The organism is Vagococcus allomyrinae (assembly GCF_017829975.1).
Lineage (GTDB): Bacteria > Bacillota > Bacilli > Lactobacillales > Vagococcaceae > Vagococcus_D > Vagococcus_D allomyrinae.
On the sequence record NZ_JAEEGA010000001.1, the window covers coordinates 314,986 to 329,937 of the forward strand.

Genomic DNA, 14,952 nt, shown 5'->3' on the forward strand with positions numbered 1-14,952 from the left:
TTATTTGGAGGTGAAACATGTAAAATTGTCGATTGTTTATTGAAAAAAAACGAGCAAAATAAAAGGGGAATACGCGTGAAAAAAGAAGTCTATCAACAATCAATCGAAGCGTTATTAGTAGAAATGTCAAGTCAACCAGAAGGGCTATCACCAGAACAAGTTAAAGAAAAGTTAGCCCAAGACGGTTTTAATCAATTAAAAGAAGCACCCAAAAAGTCGAGTATTAAGTTGTTTTTAGAGACTTTTAAAGATGCCATGGTGATTGTTTTATTAGTTGTGGCCGTGATTCAAATGATCATGGGGGCTCACGTGGAGTCGCTAGTCATCTTTGCTGTCTTATTGTTAAACTCTGTTGTCAGTGTGGTGCAAACGAAAAAGGCTGAAGGGTCCTTGGATGCCCTTAAGAATTTATCTGCCCCGAATGGGAAGGTGATTCGTCAAGGTCAGGAGCAAACAATCCCAGCCAAAGAATTAGTGACTGGTGATATCGTGATACTAGAAGCAGGGGATTATGTACCGGCAGATGGTCGTTTACTGGAAGAGGTTTCGTTGAAAGTGGACGAAGGCATGCTGACGGGTGAATCGGTTCCGGCTGAAAAATCTGTCAGCCAATTGATCAATAAAGTCCCGGTTGGGGATCGCTTGAACATGGTTTTTAGTGGCACGATTACTACCTATGGACGAGGGAAGTTTTTAGTTACCGCTACGGGGAGTCAAACGGAAATCGGTCAGGTTGCCGAGATGTTAGAGAGTACGGTTGCCCACAAAACGCCTTTACAAAAAGGCTTGGATGGCTTTAGCAAAAAGTTAAGTCTGGCGATCTTAGGTTTATCGTTAATTATTTTAGGAGTACAACTGGCGCGCATTTTCTTAGGAGATGGGTCTGGCAACATGACAGAAGATATTGTCAACGCCTTTATGTTTGCCGTGGCGGTGGCCGTGGCAGCTATTCCAGAGGCCTTACAGTCCATCGTGACCATCGTCTTATCAATTGGCACTAAAAAGATGGCGAAACGTCAGGCGATTATTCGCAAGTTACCGGCTGTTGAAACCTTAGGCTCAACTAGTGTTATTTGTACGGATAAAACAGGAACCTTAACCCAGAACAAAATGACGGTGGTTGACTATTATTTGCCGGCTCGTTCAACGGCTTATGATGAAGAGCCTGAAAATTGGTCAATCGATGAGCAGCGGTTAATCGAAATCAGTGCTTTAGCGAATGACGCGCTGATTGCTGAGGATGGTTCAAAAATTGGCGATCCTACTGAGATTGCCTTAATTGATTTTAGTGAGAAACAACAGAAATCTTATAAAGCACTTCGTCAGCGCTTGCCAAGAATAGGTGAATTACCCTTTGATTCTGATCGCAAGTTAATGTCAACTCTTCATCAAGTAGACGGTCAGCGACTTATGATGACTAAAGGTGGACCAGATATTGTCCTTGCTAGAAGTCAGTCAATCTTGCTAAATGGCAAGGTGGTGCCAATGACTGAGGACGATCGCCAAGTGTTACAAGAGAAGAATGAAGCATTTGCCAAAGACGCCTTAAGAGTATTGGCCTTTGCTTATAAGCCGATTGCTCATCCGGAAGAGCTCAATTTACAAGATGAGGATGAACTAGTTTTTGTTGGTTTATTGGCAATGATTGACCCACCACGAGACGAAGTGTTTCAGGCGGTTAAAGATGGTCAATCGGCTGGTATTAAAACGGTGATGATCACCGGTGATCACAAGACAACGGCAGTCGCAATTGCGAAACAGATCGGCATTTTTGCTGAAGGCGACCTGGCCTTAACGGGTGTTGAACTTGATGAGCTGACCGATGAGGAGCTAGCAGCATCCCTGGAGAAAATAACGGTTTATGCACGAGTTTCGCCAGAAAATAAAATTAGAATTGTGCGTTCGTGGCAAGCCAAGGGTAAAATTGCTGCGATGACAGGTGATGGCGTCAATGACGCTCCCGCCCTTAAACAAGCAGATATCGGCATTGCCATGGGCAGCGGTACAGATGTGGCTAAAGATGCAGCCGCAATGGTCTTAACTGATGACAACTTTGCTTCGATCATCAGTGCTGTCGAAGTTGGTCGAAATGTGTTCGACAACATTAAGAAGGCTGTTTCCTATTTGTTTGCTGGAAATCTAGGGGCGATTATCGCCATTATTTTCGCTCTGATCATGGGCTGGGATAATCCATTTACGGCCTTACTGTTGCTGTTTATCAATTTGGTCAATGATTCTTTACCAGCCATTGCTTTGGGGATGGAAAAGGCTGAACCGACGATTATGCAACGTGCACCGAGAAATCCGAGCAGTGGCATCTTTTCAGGCAAGACGCTGATTGCGGTGACTTATCGAGGGATTTTAATTTCCTTAGTGGTAATTATCGCCCAGTGGATAGGCATGTCCTACTCCAGTGAAGTGGGAGTGGCCATGGCCTTTTCGACCTTGATTTGGAGTCGAACCTTACAAACGCTGCCTGCTCGTTCCAATACTGAAACAGCATGGCAAGCCGGCTTCTTTTCAAATCGACTGGTTATTTTAGCCATTGCCCTTTGTGGTGGCTTATATAGCGTAACCTTGATTCCTGGTTTAAGAGAAGTCTTTGCGATTCCGGCAGATTTTTCTATCTCACATATCGCCATGAGTATTGGCTTAGGGATCATAGCTGTTACCTTAATGGAAATGACTAAACTTGCCTTAATGTGGTATCAAGAGCGTGCCCTTAAAAAAGGTGAAATGGCTCGCAACTCTTTATAATCTGACTAACTCCCCTAGGATATGGTAACTAGGGGAGTTTTTTTGAAAAAAAACGCTAAAAAGCTTGCATTGAAACTCGTTTCATCTTTTATAATGAAGCTACTAAAGATGAAAAGAGGGAGTTGAGATGAACACGTATATGATGATAGGAGAAAAATATTTACATGTTTTTATTCATTTTTCAGACGGTGTGATGTCTTTGAGAAGTCTGCAAGGGTTTCGGAAGGCCATCCAAATAGAAGTGGAGTTAGCCAGAATTCAGGACTTATTTGTGATTGAATTGTGGGGAAGTCGTCAAATTACCTTTACCTATGAACAAGCAGATTATCGAATTTTTAATCAGGGGTTGGCTATGGTAGACTTTTTAGAAAGGAATCTGTGTGAAAAAGTGAGGAACTAAGCATGATCATGATGTGGCTGGAAGTGGTAACATCACGTTTGATTGAGCTACATTGAGCAAGATTAAAATTATAGATATTTATTAACATAAAGGATTGTTAGAGGCAGGTTTGTTTTAGTTAACCTGTTTTCTTTTCGTTTGTTAACGCTTTTCAAAAGTAAAGAATTTGTTAAATAGGGAGTTTATTTAAAATATTGCTATTTTTATTGTAACTCTTATGTTACGATTATTACATAAAGATTACAAAGGAGTGTTAGAAATGAAACGAAGATTAGTGAGATCAGTTAAAGTAATGATGATGTTAGGGCTTTTGCTTGGAATGAGCCAAACTGGCTGGGCTGAAGAATCCGTTGTACCAGCAGAGAAAACAGTGGCAACAACTGAAACAAGTAGTACTGAAGCGGTTCAAGAGTCAACAGAATCATCTACCACAGCTAGTCAATCAGAGAGCGTACCTGAATCATCGATTTCAAAAGATGAGGTTCAAACGATAGAGGACGACGTAGATGCTTTGATTAAAGATCAATTGGGAGAAAAAACGGGAGATGAGATTCAGTTAGATCAGGAGTATTCAGCCAGCAATATTCGCAAATATTTATTAGAAGCAGATTATGGTATTAGTAAAGAAGCCTTAGATAAATACACCGATGCTCAATTAGAGGATACAATGACTTTGTTTGAGCGATATAATTATGATGTCATAGGAATGGATTTTGGGGCATATGTGAGGTTATTAAATACCCTTTATGTCGATAAGACCGTCTCCATTGAAAATGCACTAGCGCAATTATCATATAATCCTGGTAGTTTTAACAGCTTTGCAGAAATGATTCCTCAAGTTGATAAGTTGCAAGCTTATTTAAAAGCTCTTTATCCTAGCACCAGCAGTTTTTTTGCCGGCAAAGAAATGAGTAACGATGAGTTGATTGCAACACTGACTCATTTAGACGGATTTGAACGGCAAGTCAAAGAAGAAGGACGCACTTTAGTAGCTGGTAGAATCGCTTATATCCTAAATGCTGACGCTTATGGCATGACGACTGATCCGACGAATTCAGCTACGTCTGATTCCCAAAAAGCTGGTGAGTCTGAGGTGCCAGCGGATACGTCAAAAGACGAGGATAAGCAAGGTGGTTTCTTAAAACTACCACAGACTGGTGAAGAAAAAGCCAAGTGGGCAGTGTCTATTTTAGGTCTAGTGGTAGTCGTCGTAGTAGTGATTTATGTAGCTCGCCGTAATAAAGTCAGCAAGCACAAGTGATAAAACCAAAAAGTCGCCCTAGTCAGAAAAAATCTAACTGACTAGAGCGACTTTTAGTTAATCTTCCAAGTAAGCGGACTTATAATCTAAACTAGGTCCCGTTGTATGATAAACGATTCCTTTTAATTTAGGATTTCTAAGGAAGGCACTGCTTTGGAAATAAATCGGTGTAACGCCGGCTTCTTCTAAAATGATTTTTTGAGCCGCTTGTAAGTTAGCCCAGCGCGCTTCAGCATCATTGGCATTGGTGCTATTAGCTTCTGCTAGTTGTTTGTCGTACTCTGGGTTGTGATATTTCCCCCAATTGCTAGCTGATTCAGATTGGAACAAGCTGAGAAGGCTAGAGGCGTCGGCATAATCGGCCCCCCAAGTTGGCATATAAATATCAAAATCTTGCTTGGTGGCTTGTTCGATAAAAACGCCTACGGGACTGATGTTCACCTCGACTTTTGCGCCAGCTAAGTTTTCCTCAACGGTTCCTTGAATGTAGGTTGCGAGGCTTTTCATTCGGTCAGAATCAAAGGAGATCAGGCGGATAGTTAACTCTTCAATATTGAGTTCTTTTTTAGCTTCCGCCCACAACTTTTGGGCTTCAGTCACCTCGGTTTTTAGTAAGTTGCCGGCTTCGTCGGTAAAATCTTTGCCCGTTTCAGCATTGATTTGTAATTTCGGTGGCACAATGCCTGTCGCGACAGTAGAGCCGTCACCTAAGATATTGGTCACTAAAGCTTCTCGGTCGATAACCAAGGAAATGGCTTGACGAATTTTTTCATTTTGATAAATTTTACTTGTGTGATTGTAGCCAAAAAAAGCAATAGTTGGGGCATTTTCTGAAACAAAGCCCTGATCTGAGACTTCATTTTTGACATATTCACCAGAGATGGCGACTTGATCTATTTTTCCGGTTTTATATAAATCAATGCCGGAGTTGGTTTCTTTAATAACTTGAACGTCTATTTTATCGAGTTTAACTTGTTCTTGATCCCAATACTGATCATTCTTATAATAAGTCCAGCTGCCACCGATTCCAGGGCCAGCGAAGTCCCCTAAAGTGAAAGGTCCGTTGTAAATGGCATGGTCGCTGTCGCTTGAAAACTCCTCGCCTTGACTTTCCGTATAGGCTTTATTTAGCGGGAAAAAAGGGGGATTAGCTAATAGGGAAGAAAAATAGCTACTTGCCGTATGTAACGTGATTTCAACGGTTAAGTCAGCTATTTTTCTGACACCTAATTCAGATGCTGCTTTTTCGCCTGCGATAATTTCTTTGGCATTTTTGATATTAGTAAAATAAGGCAGATTCTCAGCTGCACTTTCAGAGGTGATGGCACGATTCCAGGCATAAAGATAATCATCAGCCGTTACCTTAACTCCATTAGACCAAGTGGCTTTGTCATTTAATTTAATCGTGTAAGTTAAACCGTCAGCGCTGATTTCTGGTAGCTCAGCAGCCCCTGCAGGAACTGGTTGGTTCGACTCATCTAGCCGATACAACCCTTCATAAATATTGTTGATGACAATTCGACTATTGGCATCAATCGCATTTGATGGATCGATCGTGTTAAGTTCCTGAGCATTGGCTAAAGTTATTTCCTGTTTGGTTGAGTCAACCTGACTGGTAGAACTTGTCGTTGCAGAATTGGTTGAACAACTAGCCAAGAAGACCACCAGTAGGATAAGTCCACTGTAAATCCCTATTCTTTTTTTCATTTTTTCCACTCCTCTTTCATTAGTACGTAGGTCTTATTGTACTAAAAAAAGGGGTTGGCATATATTGGGAATAAGTGAATACATATGTTAGGAAATAGCGAATGCTAAATAGCCCAGCAAGAGTGGAGACTTGCTGGGCTACCGTTGATTAAACTAATAAATCGGTATCGTATTCAAAGCCATTTTGATCACTAAGTTCTTTGTAAAACTCACCGCTCTTCTTAATGGTCCGCTTTTGGGTGGCCAAATCGAGGGAAACTAACCCGTAGCGGTTTTTATAGGAATTGATCCACGACCAACAATCGATAAAAGTCCACAGGTGGTATCCTTTAATGTTGCAACCCTGCTCAATCGCTTGCCATAAGTAGGCGAGATGATCTTTGATGTAATCAATGCGATAAGTATCATTAACTTGGCCGCTGTCGTCCATAAAGCGTTCTTCATCGGCAACTCCCATGCCGTTTTCTGAAATAAAGGCTTCAATATTGCCGTAGTTATGTTTGATATCTAAACAGAGATCAAGAATCCCCTTTTCGTAAATTTCCCAGCCGCGATACTCATTCATCCGTCTTCCAGGCATAATATGATGGTCAAAGAACCAGTCAGGTAGGAAAGGACCCTCTGGATTAATCGCAGTTAAGCGGGCTTTAACCCGGCGTGGTTCGTAATAGTTTAGCCCTAAAATCTGTGCAGTATGGGTGGCGATGCAAGTTAAATCTGCCTCACAGATGTCTGTTGGGAGTTGATCGTATTCCCGCAACAAGTCAACTAATGCCACAGGGAAAATTCCTTTAACCATCGGATCCAAGAAGCTGCGAGTATAGAATAAATCGGCGATTTCAGCTGCCTTGACATCTGCTGGATGTTGACTACGAGGAAAAGTTGGACTGAGATTCAAAATAACCCCGATTTTACTCGTCAGTTGATGTTTTTTGAAGGCTTCAATGGCTTTAGCATGTGCCAATACGGTAAAGTAAGCAGCTTGGGCTCCTCGTTTAAAGTCGATGATATTAGGATAGTGAAAGTCTTCCAAATAGGACCCAAGAATGGGGCCGAGGGGCTCATTAAAGGTGAACCAGTGGTAGACTAAGTCACCAAACTCTTTAAAACAGGTGTCCGCAAAGTTTACATAGGCGGCGACCACTTCTCTGGATTCCCAACCCCCTTGATCTTGCAAGGCCGCTGGCATATCGAAATGATAGAGATTGGCAAAAACTTTAATGCCATTTTGCTTCATTTCGGTAAATAAATCACGGTAGAAGGCGATGGCCTTAGGGTTAACTGTGCCAATGCCATCTTCTGGAAACATTCTTGCCCAAGAAATAGAGACTCTAAAAGAATTGTGCCCAGTTTGTTTCATCAGCTGGACGTCTTCACGATAGCGGTGAAGATGGTCGGTGGTGACGGCTGAACTAATCCCTTGATAAAAGCGATAAGGTTGTTCTTTGTACCAGCGTTCCCAAACGGTTTCGGCTTTGCCAGTTTCTCCTCTTCCTTCAGCTTGTTCGGCTGACCAAGCCGACCCCCACCAAAAATCCTCTGGAAATGTTAACGATTGTTTGTTCATCCTATGTCCTCCTCATTGTCTTAAACTGTCACAAAATGTTTCGTTGTCTCAACTATAATAGCATGTCTAAAGATAAAAAGAAATATTTATTATTAAATATATATATCTTTTGAATTTAATGTGGTGTTTTAAGTGGAAATTCATGGTGTTTTTATGGTAAAGTATAGTAGCAGGTATATCTTAAGGACAGATTGGATGAGAAGAGAATGAGGAAAATTCCAAAATACATGGAAGTCTATCTTGATACAAAAGAGAAAATCACTAATGGTCATTATAAAATTGGTGATAAGTTACCGACAGGTGATGAATTAGCCGCTAAGTTTAAAACTAGCAAGTTGACGGTCAAAAAAGGGTTGGATATGTTGGTGACAGAAGGGATTATTAGAAGTCGAAGTGGCTTTGGGACAGAGGTTTTACGGACGCCCATTGATAATTCAAAGGTGTTTGGTCCCAACGAAGGCTTGTTCAGTGTCGTGGGAGAAGAACATGTGGACTCAGAAATCCATACCTTTTCGATTGAACTTCCGACTGAGAAAGTGGCTGAGATGTTGAAAATCAGTGCCAAAGATTATGTCTATAACATTATTAGAAGTCGCTTTATTGATCATCAGCCCTATTCGATTGAGCAAACCTTTATGCCACTGTCTGTAATCCCTGGATTGGAGCCCAAACATTTAAAAAAATCGGTGTATTCTTATATTGGTAACGAGTTAAATCTGGAAATAAAGTCGTCACACATTTGGATTAAAGGAGATTTAGCCACGGAGTTTGATGCTCGTCTTTTAAGTATTGAAGCTGGTGATTTTATGATTGAAGTCGATAAAGTTGTCTCGCTTGCTTCAGGTACCCCTTTTGAATATTCCTTGTCGCGGCACATCTACAAAGATTTTATTTTTGAAGCCGTCTTTGTTGAAAATTAGTCGACACGATCAAAACGTCATGAAGTTAACAACTAGCTTCATGATTTTTTTGTTATTCGATAAAATATATATCTTTATAAAAAGAGGTTTACTTTTATAATTAAATGATGTATTATTTTGTTGTAGGCGGAGGAACCGTTTGCAGAAAATGAAGAGGAGAACTGTTATGGAAAAGACGAAGAAAGACGTCATATTTGAAAAATTTGGACTTGTCGCCACAAAAATCGGCAATCAAATCCATTTAAGAACCTTACGTGATGCATTTGCGACTTTTATGCCCTTTATGATGTTAGCAGGCTTTGTGACGCTCATTAATTATGTTATCTTGGAGCCGACTGGTTTTATGGGGAAGATCATCCATCCTGATACCTTGGTAAAAGTTCAAGAGATTGGAGTTTCAATCGCCAACGGTACATTAAGTATTACCACATTGTTAGTGGTTGCCGCTGTTTCTTACCATATGTGTGTTAGCAGAAATTACACCAATCAAATTGCTGCTGTCTTAGTGGCGATTTCCACATTTGTTGTGCTAACGCCAATGAAGACGATGTTTATGCCTGAAAATGCTAGTAAAGCTATTGAAGTGACAGGGGTTATTCCCGTCACCCATACTGGGGCTTCAGGAATGTTTGTTGGTATTTTTGTTGGCTTGTTAACGACAGAGTTATTTATTAAATTGTCAACAAATGAGAAATTGCAGATTAAACTATCGGGAAATATTCCTCCGGCAGTGTTAAAATCCTTTAATGTTCTGATTCCTATTATGATTACTATTACATCATTTGCTATTTTGTCCTTTATTATCAACCAATTATTTAATATGGATGTCAACGGGCTAATCACTAAATTGATTACAGGCCCCTTAAGTCAGGTCACAACAGGTTTACCAGGGTTTTTACTGATCACTTCTGTGGCTAATTTATTTTTTGGTTTCGGCATTCATCAAGCCGTAATATCAGGTTCGTTGCTAGACCCATTCTTAATCCAAAATATGCAAGAAAATATGGCAGCCTATGCGAATAAAACGGAAATCCCGCATATTATTAATATGGCCTTTAAAGATACGTTTGCGGTTATGGGGGGATCGGGAAATACCATCGCCTTGTTAATTGCCATCTTTATTTTTAGCCGTCGCAAAGATTATAAAGACTTTGCTAAACTGTCAGTCGCACCGGCTATTTTTAATATTAGTGAGCCCATTATTTTTGGTTTACCAATTGTTTTCAATATTAGTTTAATTATTCCTTTTGTCTTAGCACCGATCTTTTCATTGACTGTGGCTTATTTTGCCACTGCCGCTGGTTTGATTAATCATGTGGTGGTCCAAATCCCTTGGACTACACCTCCTGTGATCTCTGGCTTTTTAGCGACGGGTGGTGATTGGCGAGCCGCAGTTCTGCAAATCGCTATCATCATTGTCAGCGTCTTTATATACTTGCCATTCCTACGGGTGGATGAGAGAGTGACAGCTAGTATGGCGTTGAAGAATGATAACTAAAGCTTAAAACATAACGCTTGTTTGCAGGCGTTAAATGAAATGGAAAGACCATTTTAGGTGTATAATAAGAATATAAAATAACAGTTGGATAACGTGTTGCTAGGATTTGTAGAAAGTAGGAGTGATTGAGATGTGGCCATTTCTTTCAGTATTTCTCACCCAGGTGCTCATTGTTGTTGTCTTGTTTATTTTTATTCGGTTGCTTCATCGATTCAGAAAGTAAGAAAAAGCGAATCACTGCCAGCACGTAGCGGCAATTGATTCGCTTTCTTTTAGTTAGATACATTATGTCAAATAATCAGACAGATAGTTCCATTGGATAATTCGCATAATCAGACCTCAAGAGTGGCACTTTCAGCTTTTTTTTAGCTGAAAGTTTAACGGTAAAGTGCCTTCACTACGTTGTCCCTTATCTCTAACGAATAAATTCGTAAGAATAACGGCAAATCTCAGTGCTTCAGCACATAGAATTTGATGAGATCGAAGCTTTGCGTCGTGATTATTTAATAGGAACTATATAGCTTGAAAGTGAGCTAATTCATGACAGATATTTTTAGTAGCTGAATAGACCTGTTGATAAATCTCATAAAGTCGTTGATATTCTGTGACGTTTTTGGGGATAGGCGTGTAGCTGTGCCCATAATGAACCAAGTCTTTGCTACATTCTGCCATGCTCTGATACCAGCCAGCACCAACTGCGGCGATCATAGCTGCTCCAAGGGCTGGCCCTTGCTCACTGGTTAAAGTGGTGACAGGTGTGTTAAACACATCGGCTTGTAGCTGTAGCCAATGCTTGTTTTTAGCACCGCCACCGACTGAAATGATGGTTTGGATGTCTTTTTTTCCATGTTCGACCATCAAGCGCTGTGATTCTTTTAGTGAAAAGGTGATGCCTTCAATCACGGAACGAGTCAGATGATCGCGAGTGTGGCGTGCATCTAAGCCGATAAAACTTCCTCTGATTTGACTGTCGGCATAAGGCGTTCTTTCTCCCATAATATACGGGCTAAAGAGCAAGCCGCCTGCTCCGATCGGCGTATCACCAAGATTGTGTAGCAGTTCATCGTAGGTCTGATCTTCTGCAAAGGTGTCCTTTAACCAATTCAGGCTATAACCTGCCGAAAGGGTCACGCCCATTGAATAATAAGCCTCTTTAGCAGCATGATTAAAATAGTGAAGCTCGCCGCCATAGTCAGCGTGGCCAGCTCCTTCATAAGAAAGGAAAACACCAGACGTGCCAATGCTGGCCAAAGCCATGCCATCTGTTGTAATGCCAGCACCTAAAGCGGCACAGGCATTATCGGCGCCACCAGCATAAACCATGACATCAGAAGTGAAACCCAATTGTTTTGCCAATTCAGGTTTGATTAGACCAATTCCTTCAGAAGAGTCAACCAGTTTCGGGAAAACTCTTAGTGGTAAGTCGAATTGAGCGGCTAATTCAGCACTCCAAACACGATTGTCTACATCTAACAACAGTGTGCCAGCTGCGTCAGAATAGTCCATCTGTTGGTTGCCGGTTAAGTAGAAACCAGCGTAGTCTTTCGGCAAAAGAAAATGAGCTGTTTTTTGCCAAATTACCGGTTCATGTTCTTTGACCCACAGTATTTTTGGAAGGGTAAATCCTTCTAAAGCGCGATTTTTTGTGATACTAAGCACTTTTTCACCAGCGGTTGCCATTATGCGGCGACACTGATCGCTAGTGCGGACGTCATTCCATAAAATCGCATTTCGTAAAGGCAACCCTTCCTGGTCCAGCAGGACTAAACTGTGCATTTGACCTGAAAAACTGATCCCTACTGTTGACCTACTAGCAGCAGGCACTTCGAGAATGATTTGTTGAATAACCTGACTCAGAGCTTGGGTCCAAACTGTTGGGTCTTGTTCACTGTAACCGGCCTGTGGTGTAATCAGCTCATATTCTGCTTGTTTAGTGGTGAGAATCGCTCCTGCTTTATCAAGTAAAATCCCCTTTAAGGAACTCGTACCTAAATCAATTCCAATAATATAACTCACGTTGAACCTCCTAATTAAGTGACGTCACTTTTTAAAAGCTAAGGCAAACTCTTTAAAGTAGGCCTTAGCTCTAATTAACTAAACTAAGTAGTCATTTAGTTTTGATTTAAACAATTCAATATGGTCAGATGTGTTGGTTATCTGATCATTTTTCATGGCATAAGCAGCCAGAGAGCTTAACGTCTCTTTACCGGCGACAATTGATTGACCAATCCCGGTTTGATAACTGGCATATCGGCGTTCGATTTCTTTCTCAAAAAAGCGATCCTCTTTTAATTTAGCAGCGGCTTTTAAGCCACGGGCAAAGGTATCCATCCCAGCAATATGAGCTAAGAATAAGTCTTCCATGGCGAAGGAAGAACGACGTACTTTTGCGTCGAAGTTAATGCCACCAGGTGCGATGCCACCATTTTCCAAGACTTGATACATGGCTAAAGTCGTGTCGTAGATATTTGTCGGGAATTCATCTGTATCCCAACCTAATAAAACGTCTCCTTGATTAGCGTCTAATGAGCCTAGGGCGTCATAACATCTGGCAACGTAAATTTCATGCTCGAAGGTGTGACCAGCTAAAGTGGCATGGTTGGCTTCCAGATTTAGTTTAAATGAGTCTTGGAGATTATATTTTTGTAAAAAGGCCATGGCAGTAGCCGCATCGTAATCGTACTGGTGTTTCGAAGGCTCCATTGGTTTTGGTTCAATCAAGAATTGGACTTGATGCCCGATTTCTTTGGCATAATCGACTGCCATCTGGAAAAGTCTGGCAATATTATCTTGTTCCAACATCATATCAGTATTTAATAAAGATTCATACCCTTCGCGACCGCCCCAGAAAACATAATTTTGACCACCCAATTTTTTACTTAACTCTAAGCCTTTTTTGACTTGGGCAGCAGAATAGGCGAAGACGTCAGCATTGGATGAACTGGCTGCTCCATAAACGAAGCGGGGGTTGGTAAACATATTAGCTGTGTTCCAAAGTAATTTGATTCCTGTTTGCGCCATTTTTTCTTTGATTAAATCGGTAATAATATCTAAGTTGTCCAAAAATTCTGCCAAGGAGTCGCCTTCAGGTGCAATATCCACATCGTGAAAGCAGAAATACTCCATATTCAATTTTTGAAGAATTTCAAAGCCAGCTTCTACCCGGTTTTTGGCCGTTTCCATTGGATCGTCTGTCAGCCAAGTTCTCTGATTAACGGGAGCCCCAAAAGGATCAGAGCCATCTTGAGTTAGAGTATGCCACCAAGCCATCCCAAAGCGTAAATGCTCTTTCATGGATTTACCAAGAATGATTTCTTCAGGGTTGTAGTGTCGAAAAGCAAAAGCGTTTTCAGTTTCAGTTCCTTCAAATTTAATGGTGCTGATATTAGGGAAAAATTCCATTGTAATACCTCCAAGTTTTTAGTAAGTTTATCGTACTAACTATATAATAATAAATTGATCAATAATTGTCAATCATTATCTTAAAGAGAATATGAAGAAGGAAATAGTGATTGTTATGAAGGCGCAATATGATATAATACAACATGACGCAATGATGTAACGTAAAGTCGAGAGGCTTTGATAGATAATTGTTAGTATGGCAAACCAACGGTAGCTAAGAAAATACAAAGAGGAAGTAGTGAAGACGATGCTTGTTGATAAATACATGATCAGGAAACAAAATGAATCTGTCGTATTGGCACAGATTATTAAATATGGCACGATTTCTAGAGCGGAAGTCGCTAAATTGACCGGCTTAAACAAGGCCACTGTGTCGGAGATCACGGCTAGTTTGATCGAAAAAGAGTTGGTTGAAGAATTAGGGGAAGGAAGCGGCACAAAAAAGGGCGGACGCAAACCGGTGTTAATGGGATTTAATCAGCAGGCAGGCTATACCCTAAATTTTGATTTAGGTTACAACTATGTGTCAAGTTCTTTGACCTATTTGGACGGTAGTTTTGTGGATACCAAAAAAATCAAAAATTTTGAGGTTAATCGCGATAATGTGATGGAGATCTTGGCAGATATTATCAATGATCATCGAGCTAAATGTCAGGCCAGTTCCACTTATGGCTTAGTGGGAATTACAATCGCCATCCACGGCATCGTGGAAGATAACCGGATCGTCTTTACCCCCTATTATAATCTTGATCAACTGGATATAGTTGCAGAGCTCGGGAAGCTTTATGATATTCCTGTGATAGTGGAAAATGAAGCCAATCTGACAGCAGTGGCGGAAGCCACCTTTTCCAGTCGCGATGCTGAAATTGTCAGTTTGAGTATTTACAGTGGCATTGGAGCAGGGGTTATCATTAATGAGCAACTGCATAAAGGAAAAGCTGGCAAGTCCGGAGAGGTGGGACATTCAACGCTGTATCCTAATGGGCGTCCCTGTCCTTGTGGCAATCAAGGCTGCTTGGAGCAGTATTGTTCGGAAAAAGCAGTGCTCGAAGCTTTTTCTCAGGAAACAGGCTTGAAAGCCGAGTTGAATGTCTTGATTAGTGAGTATCGGGAAGATAATCCAGTGGCGTTGCAGTTAATTGACGAGATGGCCTTTCATCTGTCAATTGGTGTTAATAACTTGATCTGTCACTTTTCACCTGAAACGATTTTTTTGAACAGTGCTATTATTCGCAAAATCCCTGAAATCTTGTCGTTGATCAAGTCTCATCTGTCGAGTTCTTTTAATCAGGAAGTGGCATTGGTCAATTCAAAACTAGGGGCGAATGCCACACTTTATGGCGCAGCCGCAATCAGTATTCGGCGCTTTTTAGAGCTGAAGTCGTTGGATTTAACCGTTAAGGAAAGTTAAGTTAAGGGGGGAGGAGACTTCCTCTTTTA

The 14,952-nt window shown here is 41.0% G+C and carries 10 protein-coding genes; 6 read left to right on the forward strand and 4 right to left on the reverse strand.

Going from position 1 to position 14,952, the window contains the following annotated elements:
* Positions 1–75 precede the first annotated feature (75 nt).
* The 3 genes from I6N95_RS01345 to I6N95_RS01355 all read left to right on the forward strand — a co-directional run bounded on the left by I6N95_RS01345 (position 76) and on the right by I6N95_RS01355 (position 4,418).
* On the forward strand, positions 76–2,757 hold the full coding sequence (locus I6N95_RS01345; RefSeq protein WP_347340522.1) for a cation-translocating P-type ATPase: 2,682 nt from the start codon (positions 76–78) through the stop codon (positions 2,755–2,757).
* Positions 2,758–2,884: 127 nt separating this feature from the next.
* A complete protein-coding gene (locus I6N95_RS01350) occupies positions 2,885–3,157 on the forward strand; it encodes a hypothetical protein (protein WP_209524539.1) in 273 nt (90 codons plus the stop codon).
* A 259-nt stretch (positions 3,158–3,416) separates the two neighbouring features.
* Positions 3,417–4,418 carry an LPXTG cell wall anchor domain-containing protein gene (locus tag I6N95_RS01355; protein ID WP_209524540.1) on the forward strand — a complete coding sequence of 334 codons (1,002 nt, stop codon included), beginning with the start codon at positions 3,417–3,419 and terminating at the stop codon, positions 4,416–4,418.
* A 57-nt stretch (positions 4,419–4,475) separates the two neighbouring features.
* Here I6N95_RS01355 and I6N95_RS01360 read toward each other — a convergent pair whose 3' ends face one another.
* A complete protein-coding gene (locus I6N95_RS01360; RefSeq protein WP_209524541.1) occupies positions 4,476–6,125 on the reverse strand; it encodes a peptide ABC transporter substrate-binding protein in 1,650 nt (549 codons plus the stop codon).
* 148 nt (positions 6,126–6,273) lie between these two features.
* Complete coding sequence (locus tag I6N95_RS01365; RefSeq protein WP_209524542.1) at positions 6,274–7,692, reverse strand: glycoside hydrolase family 1 protein; 1,419 nt, start codon at positions 7,690–7,692, stop codon at positions 6,274–6,276.
* A gap of 206 nt (positions 7,693–7,898) precedes the next feature.
* Here I6N95_RS01365 and I6N95_RS01370 point away from each other — a divergent pair, with 206 nt between their 5' ends.
* Together I6N95_RS01370 and I6N95_RS01375 are read left to right on the forward strand one after the other, a co-directional pair.
* Positions 7,899–8,612 (forward strand): GntR family transcriptional regulator, encoded by a 714-nt coding sequence (locus I6N95_RS01370; protein ID WP_209524543.1) that lies wholly within the window; start codon positions 7,899–7,901, stop codon positions 8,610–8,612.
* A gap of 166 nt (positions 8,613–8,778) precedes the next feature.
* Positions 8,779–10,110, forward strand: a complete 1,332-nt coding sequence (locus I6N95_RS01375) for a PTS sugar transporter subunit IIC (protein WP_209524544.1) — start codon at positions 8,779–8,781, stop codon at positions 10,108–10,110.
* Positions 10,111–10,623: 513 nt separating this feature from the next.
* Here the strand turns inward: I6N95_RS01375 and xylB are convergent.
* Together xylB and xylA are read right to left on the reverse strand one after the other, a co-directional pair.
* The gene (gene xylB / locus I6N95_RS01380) at positions 10,624–12,126 is read right to left on the reverse strand and encodes a xylulokinase (RefSeq protein WP_209524545.1); all 1,503 of its coding nucleotides are present in this window, start codon (positions 12,124–12,126) and stop codon (positions 10,624–10,626) included.
* A 78-nt stretch (positions 12,127–12,204) separates the two neighbouring features.
* Positions 12,205–13,512 (reverse strand): xylose isomerase, encoded by a 1,308-nt coding sequence (gene xylA, locus I6N95_RS01385; protein WP_209524546.1) that lies wholly within the window; start codon positions 13,510–13,512, stop codon positions 12,205–12,207.
* A 247-nt stretch (positions 13,513–13,759) separates the two neighbouring features.
* Between xylA and I6N95_RS01390 the strand changes: the two genes are divergently transcribed.
* Entirely contained in the window at positions 13,760–14,923 is a 1,164-nt protein-coding gene (locus I6N95_RS01390; RefSeq protein ID WP_245249214.1) for an ROK family transcriptional regulator, read from the forward strand.
* Positions 14,924–14,952 lie beyond the last annotated feature (29 nt).

Excerpts from the sequence above, each read along its gene's own strand:
- I6N95_RS01350 (WP_209524539.1), top strand. The coding sequence starts at position 2,885 with ATGAACACGTATATGATGATAGGAGAAAAATATTTACATGTTTTTATT.
- I6N95_RS01355 (WP_209524540.1), top strand. The coding sequence starts at position 3,417 with ATGAAACGAAGATTAGTGAGATCAGTTAAAGTAATGATGATGTTAGGG.
- I6N95_RS01360 (WP_209524541.1), bottom strand. The coding sequence starts at position 6,125 with ATGAAAAAAAGAATAGGGATTTACAGTGGACTTATCCTACTGGTGGTC.
- I6N95_RS01365 (WP_209524542.1), bottom strand. The coding sequence starts at position 7,692 with ATGAACAAACAATCGTTAACATTTCCAGAGGATTTTTGGTGGGGGTCG.
- I6N95_RS01370 (WP_209524543.1), top strand. The coding sequence starts at position 7,899 with ATGAGGAAAATTCCAAAATACATGGAAGTCTATCTTGATACAAAAGAG.
- I6N95_RS01375 (WP_209524544.1), top strand. The coding sequence starts at position 8,779 with ATGGAAAAGACGAAGAAAGACGTCATATTTGAAAAATTTGGACTTGTC.
- xylA (WP_209524546.1), bottom strand. The coding sequence starts at position 13,512 with ATGGAATTTTTCCCTAATATCAGCACCATTAAATTTGAAGGAACTGAA.
- I6N95_RS01390 (WP_245249214.1), top strand. The coding sequence starts at position 13,760 with ATGCTTGTTGATAAATACATGATCAGGAAACAAAATGAATCTGTCGTA.